The organism is Bacillus sp. S10(2024), from assembly GCF_050473865.1.
Classification (GTDB): Bacteria; Bacillota; Bacilli; order Bacillales; family Bacillaceae_G; genus Bacillus_A.
The window spans coordinates 3101222-3125074 of sequence record NZ_JBFLUR010000002.1; the positions used below are offsets into that span (position 1 = coordinate 3101222).

Consider the following 23853-nt stretch of genomic DNA (forward strand, 5'->3'; position numbering starts at 1 on the left):
GCCCATGAATAATCCCCCCTATTCCTTTTTAGTATGGGACAGAGGATTCTTTTTAATTACGGGAATTATTGTCACTCGTTCGATAATAATTTAGGAGTGCGTTAATTTCTCCGCCAAGTAAAATTACCCAGCCAGTTAAATAAAACCATAATATTAAAATAATAATACCACCGAGACTACCGTATGTAGTAGAATAATTTCCAAAGTTATCGACATAGAACGCAAATGAGTACGATACCACAATCCATCCAATTGCAGCGAATAATGCGCCTGTCATCACTTCTTTTCTCTTTACATGGCGATTTGGAGCAAATTTATACAAAAAGCAAAATAAACCGAACAATACAAGAAAACTTAGTAGTAATCGAACAATACTCCACACAAACGAAAATTCATCGGATAAACCTAAAATTTTAAAAATTGCTGATCCAATTAGTTGGCCGAATACAGGTAAAATTAAAGCGAAAACAATCATAAAAATCATCGCTAATGTTAATACAATTGACAATGCTCTTGTTAAAATAAACGAACGGGTTTCATTGATATCATAGGCGCGGTTAAATGCCTTCATCACTGCATTAACACCGTTGGATGCAAACCATAACATGGCAAGTAAACCAAACGATAATAACCCACTATTTTGTTTATTCATTATTGTATGTACATTTGCTTCAATTAAACTCATTGCATCTTCAGGAGCATAATTTCTTAAAAAGGTTAATATATCTTCCGTCTCAATTGGAATATATCCAAGAAGCGTTATTAAAAAAACGAGCGCTGGAAAAAGGGAAAGCAAGAAGAAATAAGCGAGCTGTGCTGCTAAGCCCGCCAGATCATCTCGCATTGTTCGATCATACAAGTCTTTTCCAAATGTGAAAACATGATGAGTTCTTGCCTTTTGTACAAATGTTTTCATCTCTTTTAAACGCTTTGCTTTTCTTCTTTATTTTGTTTTAATTCAATATACGCTTCTGATTGCTTCTCTTCCGCAATCGGTTCCTTCGCGCTGCGATCTTCCCCTGTAATTAGCTCTTCTTCTACCTTTACCTCTTCTTTTGGTACAATTGCCTGAATTTCAATTGTTTCTGGTTGTTCCTTTACAGCGTTCTTCTTCCTAAAAATATCTTTCGTCTCTTTTAACGTTTCCACAACAGCTGGCGTTAATTTTTTAATTTCCGCTACTTTTGCTTTTACAACATTAAAATCGGCAAGTTCGCGTCCTTTATCGGTAACTGTTTGTACCTTTTCTTTCAGCTTTGCATTTTCACCAATTTCAATCATTTTTGTTTTTGCTTTTCCTGCTGTCAGTTTTACCTTTTCACGATTCTCCTTCTTTAACATAGAAACCGCCACACCTGCTGCTACACCAATTGCAATATTTCGCACAAGATTTCCCTTCTTTGCCATATTCCTTCACCCTTTCATCTATTTTGTTAGAAAGTTATCTTACTCGAACGAACAAGAAAATCTCAAAGAAAAAATTTTAAGATTAAACTTACCATAAGAGCTCGATTCACTCAACTCATCACTCGGAGCCAAGCATTTTACTTTCTGAACTAACATTCTTATATTCCTTGCTCATTTCGAATGAACGCTAACAATTTTGCACATCCTTCTGTTACAAGGTCATATACTTCTTGAAAGTTCCCTGTAAAGTATGGATCCGGAACATCTGTCCAACCACCGTTTGGAACAAAATCAGATAGTCTGCCGATATAGCGACCTGCCTTGCCTAAAGCCTTTAAATCGTCTAAGTTTTTATTGTCCATTGCAATAATATAATCAAACTTTGTTAAGTCTTCTTTTTCTACTTGACGAGCTTTAATTCCTTCAAAGGATACTGCATTTTCCATTAAAATTTTCTGTGTGCCGTGATGAGGTGGATGGCCAATATGCCAATCCCCTGTTCCAGCCGAATCAACAGCAATTACTGTTTCTAATTTTTCCTTTTTGACAAGCTCACGAAAAATTGCTTCTGCCATCGGAGAACGACAAATGTTTCCTAGACAAACAAATAAAACTCGAACCATATTTGTTTTCTTCCCTTCATACTGCATTTGTTATCTTTATATATCCATTTAAATTTTTCGATATATAAGTCGCTGCTATGTAGAATACAGCATGACCGCTTCTATGCCGGTCAGATGCTCTGATCTCCCCCAAAAAGAAAGGGATTTTCACGTCGGTTTTTTAACTTGTATATTTAGTATAAACAATCAACAATTACTTATAAAGGAAATAGATACTAATTTAATGTGATCGCAAACTTCCGTTAACGAAAATGAGAAAAAAATGTTAAGATAAGTCTATGTTATTTTAAAGGGGGAAACTTCCGTGGATTTATCCGTAAAAACACAAGAGAACGTTGAATATATGGTAGAAGCAATAAAAGAAAAATTACGTATGGTAAACGCTGGTGCAATGAGAGCTGCAAGCTTCAATGAAGACATGTACGAAGACTTACGCGACATTTATGAACACGTTATGAAACGCGACACATTTAGCATTAGCGAAATGCAAGCTATTACAGAAGAATTAGGAACACTAATCAAGAAATAGTAACAAGTGCCTATGGTAGCGGATTCCAAAAGTTTGATACATGTTAATCTTTTGAAATCCGTTTCTTTTTATTCCCAACAAATTTATGACAAATTCCCATATTTATTCGCAAACCTTCAAAATATTGTAAAATAATATCAACCCCTCATCAGAGACTTCACATCAAATCGAAAATTTCCACACTACAATTGCTAACTGTTTTTCTATTGGAGGTGCTTTCATATGAGCAATTGGTACAGTAAGACAAAAACTCAGACATTGCGTGAACTAGAAACAAATGAACAACAAGGTTTAAGTGAAGAAAGAGCGAAAGAGCGATTAAAAAAATACGGAAAAAACGAACTCGAAATGAAGAGAAAAAGAACTTTGGGTCAACGTATTTTTGCCCAAATCAATGATATTCTCGTTTATGTCCTTTTAATTGCCGCTCTTATTTCTGCCGTTGTCGGCGAATGGGCTGATGCTAGCATTATTGCTGTTGTTGTCATTTTAAATGCTGTAATTGGGATCATTCAAGAATCAAAAGCAGAGCAAGCTTTAGAAGCTCTAAAAAAGATGGCGACTCCAAAAGCAATTGTAAAACGAGGTAGTGAATTAAAAGAAATCCCATCCGAAAATGTCGTTCCCGGAGACATTGTTCTGCTGGATGCAGGTCGCTATATTCCGTGTGACTTACGGCTCATTGAAACAGCCAATTTAAAAATTGAAGAGTCTGCTTTAACGGGCGAATCCGTTCCTGTAGATAAAGATGCAGCGTATAATCCTTCCAAGCACCATAACAAAAAAGTACCACTAGGTGATCAAAAGAATATGGCCTTTATGTCTACACTTGTTACATATGGTCGTGGTGTTGGCGTAGCTACCCAAACGGGTATGCATTCACAAATAGGAAAAATCGCCACTCTCTTGCATCAAGCTGAAGATGATACAACGCCTCTTCAAAAAAGCTTAGCGCAAGTTGGAAAATATCTAGGCTTTGTCTCTGTAGGAATATGTATCATCATGTTCTTAATCGGTTTTTTCCAAGGCCGTGATACGTTAGAAATGTTTATGACCGCGATTAGTTTAGCAGTTGCTGCGATTCCAGAAGGCTTACCAGCTATCGTTTCTATTGTTCTCGCTATCGGTGTACAGCGTATGATTAAACAAAATGTGATTATACGGAAACTACCAGCTGTCGAAGCACTTGGCTCTGTTACAATTATTTGTTCAGATAAAACGGGTACATTAACGCAAAATAAAATGACCGTTACCCACTTTTATAGTGACTGTACATACGATGCATTAGAAAATTTAAACATAAATAATGATGTTCAGCGCCTATTATTAGAAAATATGGTTTTATGTAACGATGCCTCTTACAACTCTGAGTCGCAAACTGGGGATCCAACAGAAATTGCCCTTCTTGTTGCGGGATTGGCCTTTGACGTTCAAAAAGATGCAATGGAAAAGAAACATAAACGCCTAAGTGAATTCCCTTTTGATTCCAATCGTAAAATGATGTCAACGCTGCATGAATACAAAGACAACTACTTTAGTATGACAAAAGGGGCAATCGATAAACTCTTACCGAAGTGCACACATATTTTTAAAAATGGCACTGTGCAGCCATTAACTGAAAGTGATCAAACTGAAATAGTAGCAGCGGCACAAGCGATGTCAAAAAAAGCGTTACGAGTACTTTCGTTCGCTTTCAAAAAGTGCAGTGCCGAGCCTATTAACATGTATGAGGCAGAAGAAAATCTTATCTTCATTGGTCTTGTAGGGATGATTGACCCGCCTCGCCTAGAAGTGAAGGCAGCTATCAAAGAATGCAAGAAAGCTGGCATTCGCACCGTTATGATTACAGGAGATCATAAAGATACAGCCTTCGCCATTGCAAAAGAACTTGGAATTGCTAAAAAAGAATCCGAAGTAATAATTGGAACACAATTAGATAATCTTTCAGATGAACAGCTCGCAAACGAAATTAATCATTTAAACGTCTTTGCTCGCGTTTCTCCTGAACATAAAGTAAAAATTGTAAAAGCATTACGTGCAAAAGGAAATATCGTTTCCATGACTGGAGATGGTGTCAATGATGCCCCATCTTTAAAACAAGCAGATGTTGGTGTCGCAATGGGGGTTACCGGAACAGATGTAGCGAAAGGTGCAGCTGATATGGTATTAACTGACGATAATTTCTCTTCAATTGTCAAAGCAGTCGATGAAGGAAGAAACATTTACCATAACATTAAAAAGTCTATTTTATTTTTGCTTTCTTGTAATTTCGGAGAAATCATTGCACTCTTTTTAGCTATTTTACTCAGCTGGGCTACCCCCCTTCGTCCCATTCATATTTTGTGGGTGAATTTAATTACAGATACACTTCCAGCATTATCACTTGGAGTTGATCCAGAAGATCCGGACGTTATGAAGGAGAAACCGCGTCGCGCAGCAGAAAGCTTATTTAGCGGCAGTGTACCATTTCTCATTCTAAACGGAATTGTCATTGGGCTCATCACGTTAATTGCCTTTATTGTTGGCGCAAAATTATATACAGGGGATACGAATCTTTTTCCTCTCTTTCCATCGCAAATTGAAGCAGATGCTTTATTACATGCGCAAACAATGGCCTTTGTCACACTGAGTTTTTCACAGCTCGTTCACTCTTTTAATTTACGATCACGTACAAAATCAATCTTCTCTATCGGAATATTTACAAATAAATACTTAGTTTTCTCTCTTCTTATCGGAGTATGTATACAAGTATGTATTATTTCGATTCCATCTCTTGCAAGCATATTTGGTGTCCATGCTTTAACAGTAAACGATTGGGGCTTTGTTTTATTACTTAGTAGCATTCCACTACTAATAAATGAAGTAATAAAAATATTTAAAAGGCAGTGAGGAATCTCCTCACTGCCTTTTCTGTTCTTATCCTTGCATTTCTTTCTTAATTCGGTCCGTTAAGTCTGCCATACGCTTACGGCTTTCTTCACGCTCACGTTTGTTTTGTTCTTCAATTTGTTTTGTTTCCTGAACACCTTTCGAAATAATGTTCCAAGTCTCTTCAAGCGTTTCCATCTTAATACTTGAGGAACCTGCTAATTTCGCTACTTCGACACTTTGCGTCGCGATATTTTGTGCATTTTTCTTTAATAGTTCGTTTGTACGGCGGTCAAGTTCTGCCATTGAATCCGCAACAAGCTTTTGTCGTTTTGCATTTACAGCTTGAATAATACCATTTTTAAAAATAGGAATTGTCGTAATAAACGCTGTATTAATTTTTCCAATCAACTTGTTGTTACCACGTTGAATCATACGAATTTGCGGTGCTGTTAATAGCGCAACCATACGTGCTTTTTCTAAATCGTCAATGCGTTGCTCTAAAATCTCTACAGAGTTCTTTAGTGATTCCAGCTCGATTCCTGCAAGTTGATCATTGCTCTGAACACGCTCTTCATACATTGGAACTAATTCTGTTTGCAGACGCTCAAGTAACATTTCACCCACAACAACGTATTTCTCTAAATCTAAATAGTATTTTAAGTTTTGCTCATACAAACCATCTAACGTACCAATTGAACGTTTCATTTCATCTTGATATTTCGTGATTTCCACGTATACTTTATCCATTTCGCGTCCCATCGTTTGATACTTATTAAAGATTTGTTCAATCATTTGATTTCCTTTTTTAAATAAACGAGAGAAAAAACCGCTCTTTTCTTCAACAAAATCTTTACTGTCAAACTTGTCCATAATTTTTCCAAGCTGCTTTAATAGCTCACCAGAATCTTCTACTTTAGATAATGTCATTGTATGTAAAATTTGATCAGCAAACCTTGAAATCTCTACAGATGGCTCTTTTCCTAGCTCAATTAATTCCAATTGATCTTTTATATCTACACCATTATAAATGCGCTGTACTTCAGGATCTTCTCTTAACTGCAGACGAATATTTTGTGATGTTTGTTCAGTCAATTCTGTTGTTGGATCTAGTACGATTGGATTCATATATGTATCTTCCTTTCTTTATAAAAATGGCTTAAACAACCCTTTTAAAGTGTTTGATAAATTTTTATAGGACGACGCACCGTGAAACTCTACATCAAAGCTCACTTCTTCTAACCAATGGGAATCAAATGCGCCCGCTTCAATATACTGCTCGATATCATTACGTCCTGTCGGATTAAAATGTAACACATCGACACCAATTTGATTTAAAAAGAGCATGACTACCGCGTCAGACCGCGTCAGTTCTCCACTTTTCTCATTGTTAAATATGACTATTTTCGGCACTTCTTGTGAATAATCAAATTTCTCAAGCTGCTCAAGTATGTTCGGCGGGATTTGCGAAAGCTGGGCAAACACATATAAAGCAACATCTTGCTCTTTTTCAGATCCCACTCTTTTGCAAAGCCCACTTTCACATGTATGAATGATTGCCTCTGCAATCCCATATTGCAATCCTTCTGGTAAACGCTTATGCGGCCACCAATGACTTTGAATGATGTTCTGTGCATCAAGTTTTCCTGAACGGTTTAACGCATCACGATAATGGAATTGAAAATTTGCTTTCTGTTCCTTCATAAAAGGAAATTGATTGATTAGCAAACTATTTTCATATGATGTTAACGTTTTTAATCTTTGAAAATACTCTTTCTCATTTTTAGAGACACCAGACACTTTTGCAAATAACGATGGAATATAAATATGTTGGTTTTCTACAAAGAATGTTGGTCTTATAAATGCTTTTTCTTTTGTAATGATAAACAGTTCATCATACGTCGTTTTTAACGTCCGGGCAACTGGTGTGTACGCCCTGAATTGCCATGGTTTATACAAGAGTGAATTATCATGATGAAGCACCTGTTCAATCTCTTTTGAAGCTTGATACGCAACAGTTGCAACGCGCTCCCTCTTTTTATCTGGAAATGGCTCTAATGAAATTCGACTTGGATGCGAAATCACAAATGTTCGACTTTCTTCATCGATTGTTTCAAAACCATCTTTTCCTTCTGGGTGATAATACAATACGTCACATCCGAGCATAATAAGAAAGTATAAAAAGTAAATTCGACTTTCCGACGCATCACCGTACCATATAATTTGCGGCATTTGTACTTTATAATCTTTTTGTGAAAACCATTTCGAAATGTAATTTTCACTTAACTTAATCATATCAATTAAAAAACGGCGAAAACCTTCTGTTTTTAACGATTGATTATGCTGTTTTTCGTACAGCTTTAAAATTGAAATAAATGTTGTATGTATGTAGTGTTGTATATCAGGATTATCTACTTCCGGCAACAAACGTTTCCCCGTTAAATGAGCAACGAGACGATTAACAGTTAAACCGTTTGCGGCTTGTTGGTGCAGTGAAAAAACTTCCTGAATATCGCGAAGCTTCTCTGAAGAAATGACCTTATTTAAATTTTGCTCATGAAGCACAGTGATTTTCTCATTTTGACTATACTCAAATAACTGGTTATAATACTCATCCGCATCATTTGGCACACCAAGAATGCGACATCCTATATAACTAAAATGCAGATTATTCTCTGTCAATTCATAATGCGGCCGCTTTGCTAAACTGACTTCAAACTGTTTTAATACTTCTTCCCCGCCGAGTAGCTGTGGATGAAATGCAAAACGTGAAAACACACTCGTTCACCTCCAAACGAAACGTTTATAAAAAATGGGCGCTCATATGACGAGCAAACCCATTTAGTCTATTAACCTATTAATCTTCTTTCTTAGAAGCTGCCACCTCTTCACGAGTTTGGCGAGATGTTTTCATATAATGTAAAATAAATGTCGCACCAAATGCAATAACTAAAATGATGAAGAATAACCAGTGCTGCATTTCAATACCAAATACAGAAAGCAACATTTTCGCAGCAATAATTCCAATTAATATATATGCTGTCGTTTCTAGTTCTGGAATACGCTCTAGTAATCGTAAAAATACGCCGGCAATACCACGCATCATTAAAATACCAAGCATTCCGCCAAGAAGTAAAATCCATACTTCATTTGAAACACCAAATGCTGCAAGAACGCTATCCACAGAGAACGCAATGTCCATTAACTCAACCATTACAACTGTTCCCCAGAACATGCCAAACATTCTAAATAGAATGCTATCCTGCTTCATACCGTGACCTTCTTCATCTTCTTCATTTCCTTTAGATTTATCAATGAAGTGTTTCACAGAAAGCCATGCAAGATAAAGAGCACCTAGTACTTTTACCCATGCTAATTTAATTAAGTACATACCAATTCCGATGGCAATAAAACGAAATGCATACGCACCAATAAGTCCATAAAATAAAGCTTTTTTACGCTTTTCTTCGGGAAGATGTTTTACCATAACAGCTAATACAAGCGCGTTATCAGCAGATAGCAATCCTTCCAAAATGACAAGCGTACCAATTAATCCCCAAGATACTGGATCTGTTAATACTTTTACCCACATATCTAAATCAAAGAATTGGGCATACGTATCAAGAATTCCGTGTAAAATCTCCATACAGCTTTTGACTCCTATTCTATTTTTAAATTTCTAAAAAGTGGAAAAGAAGGAAACGAAAGTCGCTTCCTTCTTATGCATCCAAGCCGTACGCTCTTACAAGCGCACCTAGTCCACCTTGGAAGCCACTTCCGACAGCATTAAACTTCCACTGTCCATTATGACGGTATAATTCACAAAAGACAACCGCTGTTTCAATGGAGAAATCTTCCCCTAAATCATAGCGAAGCACTTCTTCATTTGTTTCTTCATTTGCTAAACGAACAAACGCATTGGCAACTTGTCCAAAGTTTTGACGACGACCCTCCGCATCATAAATGGTAACTGTAATCGCAATACGGTGTACATCAGCTGGGATTTTGTTTAGATCAACAACTAATTGTTCATCGTCACCTTCACCTTCTCCAGTTCGGTTATCACCTGTATGTGTAACAGAACCACAAGGAGACTGTAAATTGTTATAAAAGATAAAGTCTGTTTCTTTCGTACATTTACCTTCTTGATTTAATAAGAAAGCAGATGCATCTAAATCATAGTCAGATCCACCATCATATTGTTTAATATCCCAACCAAGACCAATAATCGCTTTCGTAAGGCCTGGGCTTGTCTTACCTAAATCAATTTTTTGTCCTTTTTGTAACTGAATGACCATCGCGATTCACCTCTATTTACATAGATTCTTTACTCTACATCTAAACCAAAGTTTTTACATAAAGCTGCTAATCCACCTTGGAAGCCGCTTCCAATCGCATTGAACTTCCAATCACTGTTATGACGGTATAATTCACCGACTACAACTGCTGTTTCAATCGAGAAGTCTTCACCTAAGTCATAGCGAATTAGCTCTGTTTTCTTCTCTTCATCTAAAATGCGCACAAAGGAGTTAGATACTTGTCCAAAGTTTTGATGACGACCTTCTCCATCATAAATTGTAATCGTAAAGCAAATACGCTCGATATGCGCAGGAACATTTTTCAAATCAACTTTGATTGTTTCATCGTCCCCTTCACCTTCTCCTGTACGATTATCACCTAAATGCTGTACAGATCCGTTTGCTCCAGTTGGATTATTATAGAAAACGAAGTCTTCTCCTCCGCCAACTTTACCATTTGCTCCAACTAAGAAAATACTTACATCTAGATCAAAGTCAGCCTGTCCATCATATTTATTTGTATCCCAGCCAAGACCAACAATTACTTTTGAAAGACCTGGATTTGTTTTCGTTAAATCTACTTTTTGTCCTTTTTGTAATGAAATAACTGCCATATGTAGCGCCTCCTTAAAAGTTATTGATAACGCGTAACGATTTCACTTAAATTTTTAGCTTGTGTTCCTTCTCCAATTGCCGAGAACTTCCATTCATTATCATGACGGTACATTTCGCCAGCAATTAAAGTTGTCTTTCCGCCGTAGTTATCCGTTAAGCTATAACGTGCTAACTCTTCACCTGTTTGCGGATTTTGAATACGAATATACGCGTTGCGAATCATCCCAAAATCTTGACGACGGTTCACGCAATCATAAATATTTACAACAAAGATAAGGCGGTTTATTCTAGATGGAACTTTGTGTAATTCAACAAAAATGGTTTCATCATCCCCTGCACCTTCTCCTGTTAAATTATCACCTGAATGAGCAACACTTCCGCAAGAAGATAACTTATTGCCAAAATAAATGAGATCATGTTTATGTAAAAATCGATCATTCTCAAGCATGATCACAGATGCATCACAATCAATATTTGGCTTACTTCCAAACAATGAAGATAAAAATCCACCCGCTTTTTCAATCGGATCCCAACCTAGGCCAACTTGTAGCTTCGTTAACCCTGGTTTCCCTTTCGTTAAGTCGATCTTCTGTCCTTTTTCTAAAATGATAGGCATGAAGTCTCTTCCTTTCTACGAATCACTTTCCAGCTAGGAAAATATTGTATTCTTTCTTTATATTGTAGCATTTTTCATAGATTGAGAAAAAGAATAATTTTTCGATTATATGAAAACATCTAGTTTATTTCTCTGCACCGATGTCAGAAGTGAACAACCCAAAAATTATTTCCCTGTAACATTATCAGTCTAGCTATTTTTTAATATGAGGATACAAGTTTTACAGAACTTGCTTTCACATACACACTATTATACGCTGTGTTGTCAGAAACTAGCTCATAATAAGTTCCACTTGAAGTTTGAATCGTGTTCTTAATTGCAACTGTCATATTAAGAGGTGCTACACTCGCTTGTGCTCCACCTATATTTTTGAATAACACAGATCCAACTTGCACCGTACCTAACTGATATCTATTCAAATCTTTTCCACCATTCATGGTGTCAAGTCTATTCATAAGAGAAGCAATTTGTTGGCCCCAATTTTCATCACTTGCATACATGACGTTCATACCTTGTGATTTATCTCCCAAATTCCCGCCATTATATGTCCAGCCATTTGGATTTAAATAGTTTTTGTCGATATACGAAGCACAGAAGTTAATACCTTCTTCCCATGTTTTAAATGACGTTGCACCATTATATGGATCAGAATCTACCGCTTTAAAACCAAATAAATTTTTCTTATCTCGTGCAATACGACTTTTTCCCCAACCGGATTCTAAAATAGCATGAGATAGTAAATAGCCCGCATTTAAATTATATTTTTGTGCTGCATTAACAAAATACTGTCCAGTTCCAATCAACGGACTGTCTGCACTATTCTTTCTTAAGAAATCATCAATGTCTTTTGCTGTATAAGTAGAGGTAGCACGAATCGGCACATATTCAAAATATTGATAACTATCTTGTCCACCAATTTGTGTTTTATCAAATGCCTCATAACGCTGCCCTTCTTGTAAGTGCTTTGGTGCATTACCAATTTGGTACGGCGTATACTTACTCGTAGAGTTATTGTATACATAGTGATAAAGCTTTCCGTTTTTCACTGTATAATATGACGTTGATTCATGAACCATATTTGGATATAAAGTAACATCATTTATATTGACATATCCTGTTGTACCATCAATTTTCACATGCACACGATCTCCATCGGCTTTTATGAACTTTAAGTCAGCTCCTTCTCGTACATATGTTAACTTTTTACCAGTCGCAATGTCATAAATATTAATCAACTTATTCGCTCGCACAAAGCCTTGTTTCATATTCACAACTTTGCCATCGCTAACAATATAACCATCTTCTTGCCTTGTCTGCAGTTCTTTTTCTGCTTCCGCCCCATTCGATTTTTGAACTTTTCCTGCCTCTGTGACCACTTCATAAGAAGATGATTGTTTTAATTTTAAGAACTGTAGAGAAGCATAACCTTCTACACCATTTACTCGAACTTTCGCCCAACCATTTTCCTTTCCTAATACTGAAACGGATTCACCATTTTTCAAGTGGGCTACAATTGAAGCACTTGTTGAAGGACCTTGGCGCACATTTAATAAGGATGCATTTACAACTCCTCGTTCTTCTGTCACTTGTCCATTGTTTCCACTAGTTCCATTGTGCCCATTCGAATTCGTACTAATTTGTACAAACTCTAGTGATACATAGCCTTCTTTTCCGTTATACGCAATCTTCGCCCAGCCGTTTGCCTTTCCTAATACCGTTATCTTCTCACCTTGTTTTAAGTTTCCGAGAATGCTACTGTTTGTGTTCGCTGCGCTTCTTACTCGCAGACTTGTTGCTGTGATTGTTCCTGTTTCTTGCGTACCTGTCGCAATATTTTCTGGTGGTTTTTCAGCCGGTTTTTCTGCTGCCTTACCTTCTAATTTCACAAACTCTAGCGATACATAGCCTTCTTTTCCGTTATACGCAATCTTCGCCCAGCCGTTTGCCTTTCCTAATACCGTTATCTTCTCACCTTGTTTTAAGTTTCCGAGAATGCTACTGTTTGTGTTCGCTGCGCTTCTTACTCGCAGACTTGTTGCTGTGATTGTTCCTGTTTCTTGCGTACCTGTCGCAATATTTTCTGGTGGTTTTTCAGCCGGTTTTTCTGCTGCCTTACCTTCTAATTTCACAAACTCTAGCGATACATAGCCTTCTTTTCCGTTATACGCAATCTTCGCCCAGCCGTTTGCCTTTCCTAATACCGTTATCTTCTCACCTTGTTTTAAGTTTCCAAAAATGCTACTGTTTGTGTTCGCTGCGCTTCTTACTCGCAGACTTGTTGCTGTGATTGTTCCTGTTTCTTGCGTACCTGTCGCAATATTTTCTGGTGGTTTTTCAGCCGGTTTTTCTGCTGCCTTACCTTCTAATTTCACAAACTCTAGCGATACATAGCCTTCTTTTCCGTTATACGCAATCTTCGCCCAGCCGTTTGCTTTTCCTAATACCGTTATCTTCTCGCCTTGTTTTAAGTTTCCGAGAATGCTACTGTTTGTGTTCGCTGCGCTTCTTACTCGCAGACTTGTTGCTGTGATTGTTCCTGCCTCTTGCGGACCATTATTAATTGTTGGTTGCTGCGGTGGTGCTGGTTGCGGTGCTACTCCTGCTTTCTCTCCCACTTTGATAAATTCTAATGAAACATAACCTTCTTTTCCTTTATATTCAATTTTGGCCCAGCCATTCGCTTTTCCTATAACGGTAATAGTCTCTCCTTTTTGAACACTTCCAAGAAGAGTGCTACCTACAGCAGGACTATTACGAACATTTAAACGTGTTGCTGTGACAACACCTGTTTCACGTTGTCCATTATTAATAGTTATTTGTTGCTTCGATTCTATTGTAGGCTTTCCTCCTGCCATCTTTAAAAACTGCAGTGAAACATAGCCCTCTTTCCCATTGTAAGAAATTTTTGCCCAATCTTTTTGTACTTCTAATACCTTTACAGTTGTTCCTTGCTTTACTTGTCCGACAATTGGACTTTGAGTCGTTGGTTGTTGACGTATATTTAAATTTGTGGCATTTACTGCAGCTGTGCTTTCTTCTTGCGCAAAAGCATTTGTAGAAACAAGAGATGCTGCCGTCACTAAAAATGTACCTGCTATTATTTGCTTTGTTGTTTGTTTCATGATTAATTAGAATATAAGGATATTTATATTCTGAAGTCACTTCCTTTCCTTATTTCTTATCTCGTATTATAGCATAATTACCATCACACCTTCTGTTTGAAAGATATTAAAATCTATAAAATTATATATATTTTTATATAAATGTTAATATATCAGCGATTCGACACGATATAAAGTGAAACTTCCACCAGTGATGCTTTTTTCACTGATGGAAGGCCCGCCCAATTGGGTTTTTACGGACAGTTTTCTTCCCTGTTCTTCTCCAACCTTTACCGCCCACAAATAACGGGATAAAGGCCATTTGATAATGTTCAATATTCTAAATGCACAAAAAGGAGCTGACATTAGTCCTTTTTCGAGTCAGCTCCTTCTCATTCTTTAATATGCCTTCCCCCAATACACCATATGTTTTGCCTCTTTCTCACAGCACACACAATGCTTACCTAATTCTTCTTGTTCAAATGGCATACAACGTGATGTAACGCCTGCTTCTTCTTTTAACTTTTCTTCACAATCAAGACTTCCACACCACATCGCTTTAATAAAGCCTTGCTTTTCTGCTGCTACTTGCTTCATCTCTTCAAAAGTAGTAGCTATATACGTTTTTTCTTCACGCAAAGCTTTTGCTTTTTCAAATAGAGACTGCTGAATATCCTCAAGTAACTTTGTAATGCGTTCTTCTAATTCATTTATAGCTACAAATTCTTTTTCTTTCGTATCACGGCGTACAAGGACAACTTGATTTTTTTCAATATCTTTTGGCCCTACTTCTAAACGAACTGGTATACCTTTCATCTCATATTCATTAAACTTCCAGCCTGGTGTTTTGTTGCTTGCATCCATTTTTACGCGCGCAACTTTTTGAATACGAGCTTGCAGTTCAGCTGCTTTTTCTAATACACCTTCTTTATGCTGAGCAATTGGTACAATCATCACTTGCGTTGGTGCAATCTTTGGTGGTAATACAAGTCCATTATCATCGCTATGCACCATAATAAGACCACCAATCATTCTTGTTGATACACCCCAAGATGTTTGATGCGCATATTGCCACTTTCCATTTCGATCGAGAAACTTAATATCAAATGCTTCTGTGAAGTTCGTGCCAAAATTATGCGACGTGCCCGTTTGTAATGCTTTTCCATCATGCATTAAGCTTTCAATTGTATAAGTCGCTTTTGCCCCTGCAAATTTTTCTTTTTCCGTCTTCTGCCCTTTTATAACTGGAATCGCTAAATACTCCTCACAAAACGACGCATATATATTTAAAATGTTAAGTGTTTCTTGCTGTGACTCTTCTGCTGTTTCATGAATTGTATGACCTTCTTGCCATAAAAATTCGGTTGTGCGTAAAAATGGACGTGTTGTTTTTTCCCAGCGGACAACAGAGCACCACTGATTATATAGCTTTGGTAAATCATTATAAGACTGTACAATTTTCGAAAAATGCTCACAGAATAACGTTTCTGATGTTGGACGAACGCAGAGACGCTCAGCTAATTCCTCATCCCCGCCGTGCGTTACCCACGCTACTTCTGGCGCAAAACCTTCTACATGATCTTTCTCTTTTTGAAGTAAACTTTCTGGAATAAACATTGGCATATATACATTTTCATGACCTGTTTCTTTTAACTTTTCATCCATTACTTTTTGAATGTTTTCCCAAAGTGCATACCCATACGGACGTAAAATCATACATCCTTTTACACTTGAATAATCAACAAGTTCAGCTTTTTTTACGATATCCGTATACCACTGTGCGAAATCTTCTTCCATTTTTGTAATGGCTTGTACTTGTTCTTTTTTCATTTTCTTTTCCTCCTTCTCAAAATAAAAAAAGCCCGCATCCCTAAAATAGGGACCGAGCTTTTTGCCGGCGTTACCACCCTGATTCATATACAACATGTATATGCTCTCTTGTTCGATAACGGGAATATCCCGCTGCATACGCAGAACTCAAAGGTAGGTTCCAAATTGTCTTTTAAGAATCTCTCAGCCACTGGATTCTCTCTCTGCGAAAAGATTGAATATGTACTAATCCTTTTTCATCGTCATAACAATATAAATTTGTTGATTATCATAATACACACCACATTATAACGCAATAGGGAATTTTTTGATTTTTATATATTCTTTTCAGTTTATTTTGTTTTATACTCGTATTACATATATTTATTCCGGAAAAATTTCACCATTTGATGAAGTAACATCCCAATAAGTGTCCCAATTGATATAAAAAGACATAAGAAACCATATCCCATACCTTCCCATCCACCAATGAAAAATAACGTACATAAAAAACCAACCAAGCAAATGATAATCATAATAAGTCCAAACGAAATATCAAGCGAACGATTGGGGAAACTTTTGCGTAATGTGAAGGAAATCAAAAAAACAAGAACCATTGTGATTATGCTACTCATTAGAAAAAATTCCATTCTTTTCACTCCTTTAATTATATTATACGTTTATAAGTCTAAAAATTCTAAAAAAACTCTCTTATTGGTAGTAGTTTTTATTATCAAGTATTAATAGTAATATATAAAAATAGGCTATAGGACTTTTGGAGGTATTATTCTATGAACAGACCTGCAACAAAACATGTTATTATCTTATCTTTTGATTGTTTATCAGCTTTAGATTTTCCTATATTACAAAACCTTCCGCACTTCCGTTCTTTACTAAAGCGTGGTGCATACGCTAAAAAAGTTGAAAGTATTTATCCATCTGTTACATATCCATCTCATACAACAATTGTGACAGGCAATTATCCTGCGAAACATGGGGTTGTAAACAATACGCTGCTACAACCAGGGAAAGAATCACCGGATTGGCACTGGTACCGCCGCTCGATTCAAGGAACAACCCTTTATGATGAAGCGCGAAAAGCAAACTTAAAAACAGCTGCACTTCTATGGCCTGTAACAGGAAGAGCAAAAATTGACTACAACATGCCAGAAATTTTTCCAAATCGTCCATGGCAAAATCAAGTGCTCATCTCCTTATTCAGCGGGAGCCCACTGTATCAACTAGAGTTAAATCAGCGTTTTGGTCACATTCGGAATGGTTTGTCACAACCGGAGCTAGATGATTTTGTACTTGCTTCTGCGGTACACACAATTCAAACGAAAAAGCCAAATCTTATGTTTGTTCATTTTACTGATTTAGACACACAGCGCCATTATCATGGATTTTCTTCTGAGGAAACAGTCGCAGCGATTCATCGCCATGACAAGCGTCTAGGTGCAATTGTTGATGCACTCCGCGAAAGCGGTATGTATGACAAGGCGACGATCATTGCGCTTGGAGATCATAGCGCATTAGATGAGCAGAAGGCTATTCAATTAAATGTCTTATTGCGTGAAAAAGGCTTTCTTACTGTGAATCAAAAAGGGGAAGTAACAGATTGGAAAGCTTATTGTCAAAGCTGTGACGGCTCAGCGTATATATACGTAAAAGACAAAAATGATACAGAAACCATTGGAAGTTTACACCGTTTACTACAAGAGCTCATACAAGATAAACAAAATGGCATAGAATTTCTATTAACCGATGAGGAAGCAAAAGATTTAGGTGCCGACGGGAATTGCCTCTTTATGCTGGAAGCACGAGAAGGATATTACTTTTTAGAGAATCATACTGGAGACTTGATAAGAGAGATTACAAGAAAAGATGTGACCTCTAATAAAAAATATACGTTTGGTACCCACGGTTATTCTCCATCAAAGCCAAATTACGAAACGATTTTTATGGCAGCTGGTAAAGGAATTCGTCAAGGCACCATTATTCCGCACATGCGACTGATTGATGAAGGTCCTACAATTGCAAGATTACTTGGATTATATCTTGGCGAAACAGACGGAAAGGTTATAGAGGATCTATTAGAATTGTAAAGTTTCGTAAATACTGTGTAAATATTCAGTTAGTTTCTCTTTTTTACTTACGTATTTCTGTACAATAACATTACATTAGTTAGAGGAGGAACATATATGAAGAAAATGTCCAGGCAAGAAAAAAGCTGGATATTATATGACTGGGCAAACTCAGTATATTCACTCGTTATTACAACTGCTATATTTCCAATCTACTTTAAAGCAGCCGCTAAAGAAGCTGGACTTGCAGGTACAACATCAACTGCATATTGGGGGTATGCAAATTCCTTTGCGACACTTATGGTGTCTATACTCGCTCCAATTCTTGGTACAATTGCTGATTATAAAGGTTTTAAGAAACGTTTCTTCACATTCTTTTTCCTATTAGGCATTACTTTTACAAGTATGTTGGCAGTCGTACCAACTTCGCAGTGGATTCTTTTACTCGGCTGTTATATGCTCGCTTTAATTGGATTTGCAGGAGCCAATATTTTTTACGATGCGTTTTTAATAGATGTGACGACAGAGGAACGAATGAACCGTATTTCAACACGCGGATTTGCCCTTGGCTATATTGGGAGCACGATTCCATTTATCGGCTGTATGACCCTTATTATTCTTTCACAAAAAAGTATCGTCCCATTGTCAGTCGGCGTGGCAAGCCAAATTTCATTCGCAATTACAGCGCTTTGGTGGGGACTCTTTACAATCCCTATGTTAAAAAATGTTGAACAACATTATTATATCGAACGTGATCCAAATCCTGTTGCGACAAGCTTTAAACGCCTTGCTTATACGTTTAAAAATATCCGTCAATATCGAACAGTTTTTTTCTTCCTCCTTGCCTATTTCTTCTATATTGATGGCGTCGACACAATCATTACTATGTCAACAGCATACGGAACGGACCTTGGCATTAGCGCAACAAGTTTAATAATTATTTTATTCGTTACGCAAATTGTCGCCTGCCCATTTGCACTATTATATGGTAAGTTATCTGAAACATTTACCGGGAAGAAAATGCTATATGTTGGTATTATTATTTATATTATTATTTGTACGTACGCTTATTTCCTAAAAACAACGTTAGATTTCTGGATTTTGGCAATGCTCGTTGCTAGTTCACAAGGTGGTATTCAAGCGTTAAGCCGCTCCTATTTTGCAAAGCTCATTCCGAAAGAATCCGCAAACGAATTCTTTGGGTTTTATAACATATTTGGTAAATTCGCAGCCATTATGGGCCCGGTTCTCATCGGTGTCACAACGCAGTTAACTGGTAAAACAAACGCTGGTGTTTTAAGTATTGTCGTACTATTTATAATAGGAGGATTTCTGTTAACACGTGTACCAGAGAGTTCTTCGCCTTCTGTAACAGAACCTTCTCAAAAACCAGAAACATTATAATTAAACGCTCTCTCAACTTTTATGGGAGAGCGTTGTTATCTTTTATCCTTCTTGTGTTTGTGTCATTTTCATTCGAAGTACCGGTAAAATAGCTGCTAACCCTAATACTGCCGCTATGCTAAATACGATTACGAGCGAAGTTGTCTCCTTCAATATTCCTCCTAGCGAAACACCGATTAACAGCGCGCTCATGAATAGTGGTAATACCGTTCCGTTTACCCGGCCAATCATGTTCCCATCTACAAGGTGGATCATAAACGTTCCGACTACAATATTTACACAAGCTAAACAAATTCCTGTTATAAACCGCATGCATACTGTAATCCAAAACGAAGTCGAAAATCCTTCTACAACAAATGAAACAGCTAAAATAGTCATTCCAAAAACGAGTAAATGTTTCTGCTTTACTTTTTTAGAAACACCAGCTGCCAAACCGCCCCCAATTAACATCCCGATGCCATCAGCTGCAGTTAAATATTGTACAGCCTCCTTCTCCATCCCTAATCGCTCCACAACGAGAAAGATTTCAAGCGGTTGGACTAACCCTGCAGCCAAACCAATAATCGAAAAAGTAGCCGTCAACATTCGCAAAGGGTTCGAACGTAACACATACAACCAACCTTCTTTTATATCATTCCATAATGAAGATTTCCTCACCTCTTTATCTTTCATCCACCCTGGCAGAAATGAAAGACAAAGAGCTGATAACGCAAAAATAATGATTAAGCTGTAGAGTGATGCAAGTAAACCGAGCTGCGTATATACGAATGTTCCTACAACTGGACCAAAGATAAGGAACAATGCTTGTAAACTTTGAGATATAGCAATGGCTGCACTAACATGTTCCTCTTCAACATGATGCTTAAAAACTCGTGAAGTTGCTGGCTGTGAAAATTGGCTGACGACCGCAGACACAAATGTTGCAGCAAATAACGCTTGCCAATACCCAATATTTAACAACAAAACAATCATAACGATAGATAGTGCACTTAATATATCCCCTGTAATCATTGTTCGCTTTGGATTCCACCGATCAGCCAAGGCACCTCCAATAAATGAAAAGATAAATATAGGAGCATATTCCATGACAGACAATATAGAAACAGCAATAGGATCATTATTTGTCTGTTCCATAACAAAAAACAAAAGCGCCATATTTCGGATCCAAATCGCAAATTGTTGTAAAATATCAGAAGCAATTACAAGCAGAAACACTCGATTTTTTAGCAAAGCACTCATCAATATCTCCCCCTTTATTAAACCGACCGTTCAGTCTAATTTGTTTTAAAAGAAAAGCTGCTGACATTACAATCCAGCTGCCATTCCCTTTAATAAAACATCAATTGCCTTTTTATAAATCCGTTTCATTTCTTCTACATCCAGCTCATAATATAATGGTCCAAGCCCAGCTAACAGACCGTTCACAACGTACATGAGATCATTTACATCGTCTTGGCGAAATTCACCTGATGCCATTCCTTCTTCGACTAGCTTCTTGAAGATGCTATACGTTTCACGAGTTAAGGCTATCATTTCATCCATTATATCTTTCCTTACAACTTGACTCGTTAGAAATTCTTCAATTGTACTAGAAATTGGGTTTTGGACATCTTCCACATAATATTCAGCAAGGCCATATAGCTTTTCCGTACTTGTACGATACTGTTTTTCTTTTTCGGCCCACTTTTCCAACCAATCGTACGTATGCTGCTTCACTACAAATAAAAACAATTCTTCTTTACTTTTAAAGTGATAGTAAATACTGCCCTTACTCCGCTCAGTAACTTCACAAATGTCTTCCATAGATGTTGCTGCATACCCTGTTTTTGAAAATAATTCTTCTGCTTTATAAGCAATTGCTCTTTTAATTTCTTCAGCGCTCTTTCTCATCATTACACCTCATTAAACCGACCGTTCAGTCTAATTTTAACGAAAATGTCCCTTTCTTACAAGAGGCAATTTTCTTATTTTAGGGTCACTATATAAGACTAACTTTCTGCACTTAATCGCTACTTTTTCCCTGGTTGCAAGAATGCTGGTACTGGGCCTTATAGTAAAGGTGTGATTCTGTTAGGGATATATGCATTTTATTCTCCTTTTTGCACCAGAAGCTAAATAACTGTTCTTTTTCTATACTAATCAAACACATTTTGTAAAGGAATAATATCAGTATGTCCAGGATTTGCGAAAAAGAAGTTCATTTTTTCTGAAAAATGTATATAAATTCAATACGAATAATAAATACCCAAAGAGGATTTTATATTTCCTTAATTTACTCCTTTCCATCTACATTCATTATTTATTACAATGGCCTTCACGTCTAAAATAAAATGTTCAAAAAAGGAAACTATAAGTATCTTTATAACGTTTTTTCAATATAATCAATATGTTAATAAAAGTAACTCTGTGTTATTTTTGCTTCTCTACTAAACTAATACAGCTTCAAACAATGGACACAATTGCTACACGCCAAGTGGAATTCATTACCTATTCAAGATTTTGTTTATTCAATCTTTCTAAAAATAAAAAAATATTAAGCTCATAAATATACTAGTTATAATGAGGGTGCCGAGAGATAATCTATTACCTACAGAAAAAATAGCAAACCTGGTTCTGGTGCAAAAATTCTAAAGACCTTGCAAGTAATCTTCTAAAATTGGACATACTGATACGATTACTCTAAGAAAGGTGTGTAATCAGAAGGGAAATTTATTCAACACGGAAATGAAAGCGTTATCATTTAAATTTTATTTTGAATTGGTGATTCTAATAACTTAGATTCAACTGCAATTAAAAATAATAAATTATGGGGGTGCTTATATGAACATGAATGTGGCATCTATTAAAGAAAAAAAGGTTGTTAAATACAAAAGTTGTTTTGATGTGATTGGGCCGGTAATGATAGGTCCTTCAAGTTCACATACTGCAGGGGCTTTAGCTATTGGAACAGTTGCCAATAAATTATTTCAAGGTCTTCCAAAAAAAGTCGTGGTAAGGTATTATGAATCATTTGCTGAAACCCATAAAGGACACGGAACTGATTTTGCAGTTATTGCTGGGATATTAGGATTTGCTACTGATGACAGCAAAGTGCCAGATGCTATTAAAATAGCAAAATCTAAAGGAATTGACATTACCTTTATTGAAAAAGCAGGTGATAGTCCTGCCGGTCATCCAAATACGGCAGATGTATATTTAGAGGATGAAAGTCGAAGTATTAGAACGATAGGTATTTCAGTTGGCGGCGGATTAATTGAAGTCAAACATGTTGAAATTGACGGATTTAGCTTAGATCTGCAGGGGCCATTGCCAGTTATTATTGCGATTTCCGAAAGAGCCGACTTTGAATTTGTCTTACGCAGGATCTTTAAACAATATGATGTGGAAATTAACGACTTTCATAGCTTAGAAGAAAACGGAAAATGTTTACATGCATTTGCTTTGGATTCACTATTGCCTTGTGATGTTCAGAAGGAACTTAGAAGTTTAAGCAGTATAGCTAATATCATTATTCTTTAGTTACATTCGGGGGTGAAAAAATATGTATATGTCTATAAAAGAAATTGTAGATGCAGCTAATAAAAGAAAAAAGCCAATTTATGAATTAGCAATCGAACAGGAAATCGACCAAACTAAAACGTCTTATAAAGAAGTTTGGAGCAAAATGGAAAAAAATTTAACAACTATGGAAAATTCCATAAATAAAAGTATTGAGGGCGACGGGGTATTTTCTCCGACCGGTTTAACCGGAGGCGATGCTGTTAAAATAAAAAAATATCGAGAAAAAGGAAAAACTCTTTCTGGAGATTTGATGGTGTTAGGGATTCAAAGTGCTATCGGTGTTAATGAAGTAAATGCTTCATTAGGGGCTATTTGTGCGACTCCAACAGCAGGTGCGAGTGGGACGATCCCGGGAGTCCTATTTAGTATTAAAGATACGTTACAGTTAAGTCATGAAGATATGATCCATTTTCTATTCACCTCAGCATTATTTGGAACGATAGTCGCAAATAACGCTTGTATTGCCGGAGCGTACGGAGGATGTCAAGCTGAAGTAGGCAGTGCCTCAGCAATGGCGGCGGCTGCAGCTGTAGAAGCTGGCGGAGGAACACCACAGCAATCTTCTGAAGCTTTCTCAACCGCATTACAAAATTTACTCGGTTTAGTTTGTGATCCGGTCGCTGGTTTGGTAGAAATTCCTTGTGTAAAGAGAAACGCTATTGGAATGGCAAATGCTTTAACAGCAGCTGACATCGCATTAGCTGGCGTAAACAATATCATCAATGCTGACGAAGTTATTGAAGCGATGTATAGAGTTGGAAGACAGATGCCTCGCGAATTAAGAGAGACAGGTTTAGGCGGAATTGCTGCCACGCCTACAGGGATTTCCATTAAAAGTAAAATATTTGGAGAGAAACAATTAAATACATAAACAGTTATTGGAAATATTGTGAAATAGTTAACAATCCTATTCTCTATTGTTCTAAGGATGTCTGTAT

General features: G+C 36.9%; 20 protein-coding genes and 1 other annotated feature. Of the genes, 6 read left to right on the top strand and 14 right to left on the bottom strand.

What is annotated here, in order from left to right:
- Window positions 1–52: 52 nt before the first annotated feature.
- The 3 genes from AB1280_RS15770 to AB1280_RS15780 form a co-directional block, all read right to left on the bottom strand.
- Window positions 53–916 carry a YihY/virulence factor BrkB family protein gene (locus tag AB1280_RS15770; RefSeq protein ID WP_272188934.1) on the bottom strand — a complete coding sequence of 288 codons (864 nt, stop codon included), beginning with the start codon at window positions 914–916 and terminating at the stop codon, window positions 53–55.
- A gap of 5 nt (window positions 917–921) precedes the next feature.
- Window positions 922–1407 carry a DUF4075 domain-containing protein gene (locus AB1280_RS15775; protein WP_429756402.1) on the bottom strand — a complete coding sequence of 162 codons (486 nt, stop codon included), beginning with the start codon at window positions 1405–1407 and terminating at the stop codon, window positions 922–924.
- Between the two features lie 158 nt (window positions 1408–1565).
- On the bottom strand, window positions 1566–2030 hold the full coding sequence (locus AB1280_RS15780; protein WP_272188932.1) for a low molecular weight protein-tyrosine-phosphatase: 465 nt from the start codon (window positions 2028–2030) through the stop codon (window positions 1566–1568).
- 304 nt (window positions 2031–2334) lie between these two features.
- Between AB1280_RS15780 and AB1280_RS15785 the strand changes: the two genes are divergently transcribed.
- Together AB1280_RS15785 and AB1280_RS15790 are read left to right on the top strand one after the other, a co-directional pair.
- Entirely contained in the window at window positions 2335–2559 is a 225-nt protein-coding gene (locus AB1280_RS15785) for a DUF1128 domain-containing protein (RefSeq protein ID WP_272188931.1), read from the top strand.
- Window positions 2560–2781: 222 nt separating this feature from the next.
- The gene (locus tag AB1280_RS15790; protein ID WP_429756403.1) at window positions 2782–5448 is read left to right on the top strand and encodes a cation-translocating P-type ATPase; all 2667 of its coding nucleotides are present in this window, start codon (window positions 2782–2784) and stop codon (window positions 5446–5448) included.
- Between the two features lie 27 nt (window positions 5449–5475).
- Here the strand turns inward: AB1280_RS15790 and AB1280_RS15795 are convergent, their stop codons facing one another.
- The 9 genes from AB1280_RS15795 to AB1280_RS15835 all read right to left on the bottom strand — a co-directional run bounded on the left by AB1280_RS15795 (window position 5476) and on the right by AB1280_RS15835 (window position 16516).
- Complete coding sequence (locus AB1280_RS15795) at window positions 5476–6555, bottom strand: toxic anion resistance protein (RefSeq protein WP_429756404.1); 1080 nt, start codon at window positions 6553–6555, stop codon at window positions 5476–5478.
- A gap of 18 nt (window positions 6556–6573) precedes the next feature.
- Complete coding sequence (locus AB1280_RS15800; protein WP_429756405.1) at window positions 6574–8205, bottom strand: YceG family protein; 1632 nt, start codon at window positions 8203–8205, stop codon at window positions 6574–6576.
- 79 nt (window positions 8206–8284) lie between these two features.
- Window positions 8285–9073, bottom strand: a complete 789-nt coding sequence (locus AB1280_RS15805) for a TerC family protein (RefSeq protein ID WP_272188927.1) — start codon at window positions 9071–9073, stop codon at window positions 8285–8287.
- A gap of 73 nt (window positions 9074–9146) precedes the next feature.
- On the bottom strand, window positions 9147–9725 hold the full coding sequence (locus AB1280_RS15810) for a TerD family protein (protein WP_272188925.1): 579 nt from the start codon (window positions 9723–9725) through the stop codon (window positions 9147–9149).
- A 29-nt stretch (window positions 9726–9754) separates the two neighbouring features.
- Window positions 9755–10339: a TerD family protein gene (locus tag AB1280_RS15815; protein ID WP_272188923.1), complete on the bottom strand. Its 585-nt coding sequence runs from the start codon at window positions 10337–10339 to the stop codon at window positions 9755–9757.
- A 20-nt stretch (window positions 10340–10359) separates the two neighbouring features.
- Window positions 10360–10956, bottom strand: a complete 597-nt coding sequence (locus tag AB1280_RS15820; RefSeq protein WP_272188921.1) for a TerD family protein — start codon at window positions 10954–10956, stop codon at window positions 10360–10362.
- A 200-nt stretch (window positions 10957–11156) separates the two neighbouring features.
- Complete coding sequence (locus AB1280_RS15825; RefSeq protein ID WP_429756406.1) at window positions 11157–14036, bottom strand: SH3 domain-containing protein; 2880 nt, start codon at window positions 14034–14036, stop codon at window positions 11157–11159.
- Window positions 14037–14456: 420 nt separating this feature from the next.
- A complete protein-coding gene (gene proS, locus AB1280_RS15830; RefSeq protein ID WP_429756407.1) occupies window positions 14457–15887 on the bottom strand; it encodes a proline--tRNA ligase in 1431 nt (476 codons plus the stop codon).
- Window positions 15888–15931: 44 nt separating this feature from the next.
- Window positions 15932–16136 (bottom strand) — a binding site (T-box leader).
- A gap of 104 nt (window positions 16137–16240) precedes the next feature.
- Window positions 16241–16516 (bottom strand): YesK-like family protein, encoded by a 276-nt coding sequence (locus tag AB1280_RS15835; protein WP_429756408.1) that lies wholly within the window; start codon window positions 16514–16516, stop codon window positions 16241–16243.
- A 141-nt stretch (window positions 16517–16657) separates the two neighbouring features.
- Here AB1280_RS15835 and AB1280_RS15840 point away from each other — a divergent pair, with 141 nt between their 5' ends.
- Together AB1280_RS15840 and AB1280_RS15845 are read left to right on the top strand one after the other, a co-directional pair.
- Window positions 16658–17971: an ectonucleotide pyrophosphatase/phosphodiesterase gene (locus tag AB1280_RS15840; protein ID WP_429756409.1), complete on the top strand. Its 1314-nt coding sequence runs from the start codon at window positions 16658–16660 to the stop codon at window positions 17969–17971.
- Window positions 17972–18067: 96 nt separating this feature from the next.
- A complete protein-coding gene (locus tag AB1280_RS15845; RefSeq protein WP_429756410.1) occupies window positions 18068–19354 on the top strand; it encodes an MFS transporter in 1287 nt (428 codons plus the stop codon).
- Window positions 19355–19396: 42 nt separating this feature from the next.
- Here AB1280_RS15845 and AB1280_RS15850 read toward each other — a convergent pair whose 3' ends face one another.
- Window positions 19397–20593 (bottom strand): MFS transporter, encoded by a 1197-nt coding sequence (locus AB1280_RS15850; RefSeq protein WP_429756411.1) that lies wholly within the window; start codon window positions 20591–20593, stop codon window positions 19397–19399.
- A 66-nt stretch (window positions 20594–20659) separates the two neighbouring features.
- Window positions 20660–21244 (bottom strand): TetR family transcriptional regulator C-terminal domain-containing protein, encoded by a 585-nt coding sequence (locus AB1280_RS15855; RefSeq protein WP_429756412.1) that lies wholly within the window; start codon window positions 21242–21244, stop codon window positions 20660–20662.
- A 930-nt stretch (window positions 21245–22174) separates the two neighbouring features.
- Here AB1280_RS15855 and sdaAB point away from each other — a divergent pair.
- Both sdaAB and sdaAA read left to right on the top strand, forming a co-directional pair.
- Window positions 22175–22873 carry an L-serine ammonia-lyase, iron-sulfur-dependent subunit beta gene (sdaAB, locus tag AB1280_RS15860; protein WP_429756413.1) on the top strand — a complete coding sequence of 233 codons (699 nt, stop codon included), beginning with the start codon at window positions 22175–22177 and terminating at the stop codon, window positions 22871–22873.
- A gap of 22 nt (window positions 22874–22895) precedes the next feature.
- Window positions 22896–23786 (top strand): L-serine ammonia-lyase, iron-sulfur-dependent, subunit alpha, encoded by an 891-nt coding sequence (sdaAA, locus tag AB1280_RS15865; protein WP_429756414.1) that lies wholly within the window; start codon window positions 22896–22898, stop codon window positions 23784–23786.
- The last annotated feature ends 67 nt before the right edge of the window (window positions 23787–23853 follow it).

Coding starts and splice junctions, on each gene's coding strand:
- AB1280_RS15770 (WP_272188934.1), bottom strand. CDS start 916: ATGAAAACATTTGTACAAAAGGCAAGAACTCATCATGTTTTCACATTT.
- AB1280_RS15775 (WP_429756402.1), bottom strand. CDS start 1,407: ATGGCAAAGAAGGGAAATCTTGTGCGAAATATTGCAATTGGTGTAGCA.
- AB1280_RS15780 (WP_272188932.1), bottom strand. CDS start 2,030: ATGGTTCGAGTTTTATTTGTTTGTCTAGGAAACATTTGTCGTTCTCCG.
- AB1280_RS15790 (WP_429756403.1), top strand. CDS start 2,782: ATGAGCAATTGGTACAGTAAGACAAAAACTCAGACATTGCGTGAACTA.
- AB1280_RS15795 (WP_429756404.1), bottom strand. CDS start 6,555: ATGAATCCAATCGTACTAGATCCAACAACAGAATTGACTGAACAAACA.
- AB1280_RS15805 (WP_272188927.1), bottom strand. CDS start 9,073: ATGGAGATTTTACACGGAATTCTTGATACGTATGCCCAATTCTTTGAT.
- AB1280_RS15810 (WP_272188925.1), bottom strand. CDS start 9,725: ATGGTCATTCAGTTACAAAAAGGACAAAAAATTGATTTAGGTAAGACA.
- AB1280_RS15815 (WP_272188923.1), bottom strand. CDS start 10,339: ATGGCAGTTATTTCATTACAAAAAGGACAAAAAGTAGATTTAACGAAA.
- AB1280_RS15820 (WP_272188921.1), bottom strand. CDS start 10,956: ATGCCTATCATTTTAGAAAAAGGACAGAAGATCGACTTAACGAAAGGG.
- proS (WP_429756407.1), bottom strand. CDS start 15,887: ATGAAAAAAGAACAAGTACAAGCCATTACAAAAATGGAAGAAGATTTC.
- AB1280_RS15835 (WP_429756408.1), bottom strand. CDS start 16,516: ATGGAATTTTTTCTAATGAGTAGCATAATCACAATGGTTCTTGTTTTT.
- AB1280_RS15840 (WP_429756409.1), top strand. CDS start 16,658: ATGAACAGACCTGCAACAAAACATGTTATTATCTTATCTTTTGATTGT.
- AB1280_RS15845 (WP_429756410.1), top strand. CDS start 18,068: ATGAAGAAAATGTCCAGGCAAGAAAAAAGCTGGATATTATATGACTGG.
- AB1280_RS15850 (WP_429756411.1), bottom strand. CDS start 20,593: ATGAGTGCTTTGCTAAAAAATCGAGTGTTTCTGCTTGTAATTGCTTCT.
- AB1280_RS15855 (WP_429756412.1), bottom strand. CDS start 21,244: ATGAGAAAGAGCGCTGAAGAAATTAAAAGAGCAATTGCTTATAAAGCA.
- sdaAB (WP_429756413.1), top strand. CDS start 22,175: ATGAACATGAATGTGGCATCTATTAAAGAAAAAAAGGTTGTTAAATAC.
- sdaAA (WP_429756414.1), top strand. CDS start 22,896: ATGTATATGTCTATAAAAGAAATTGTAGATGCAGCTAATAAAAGAAAA.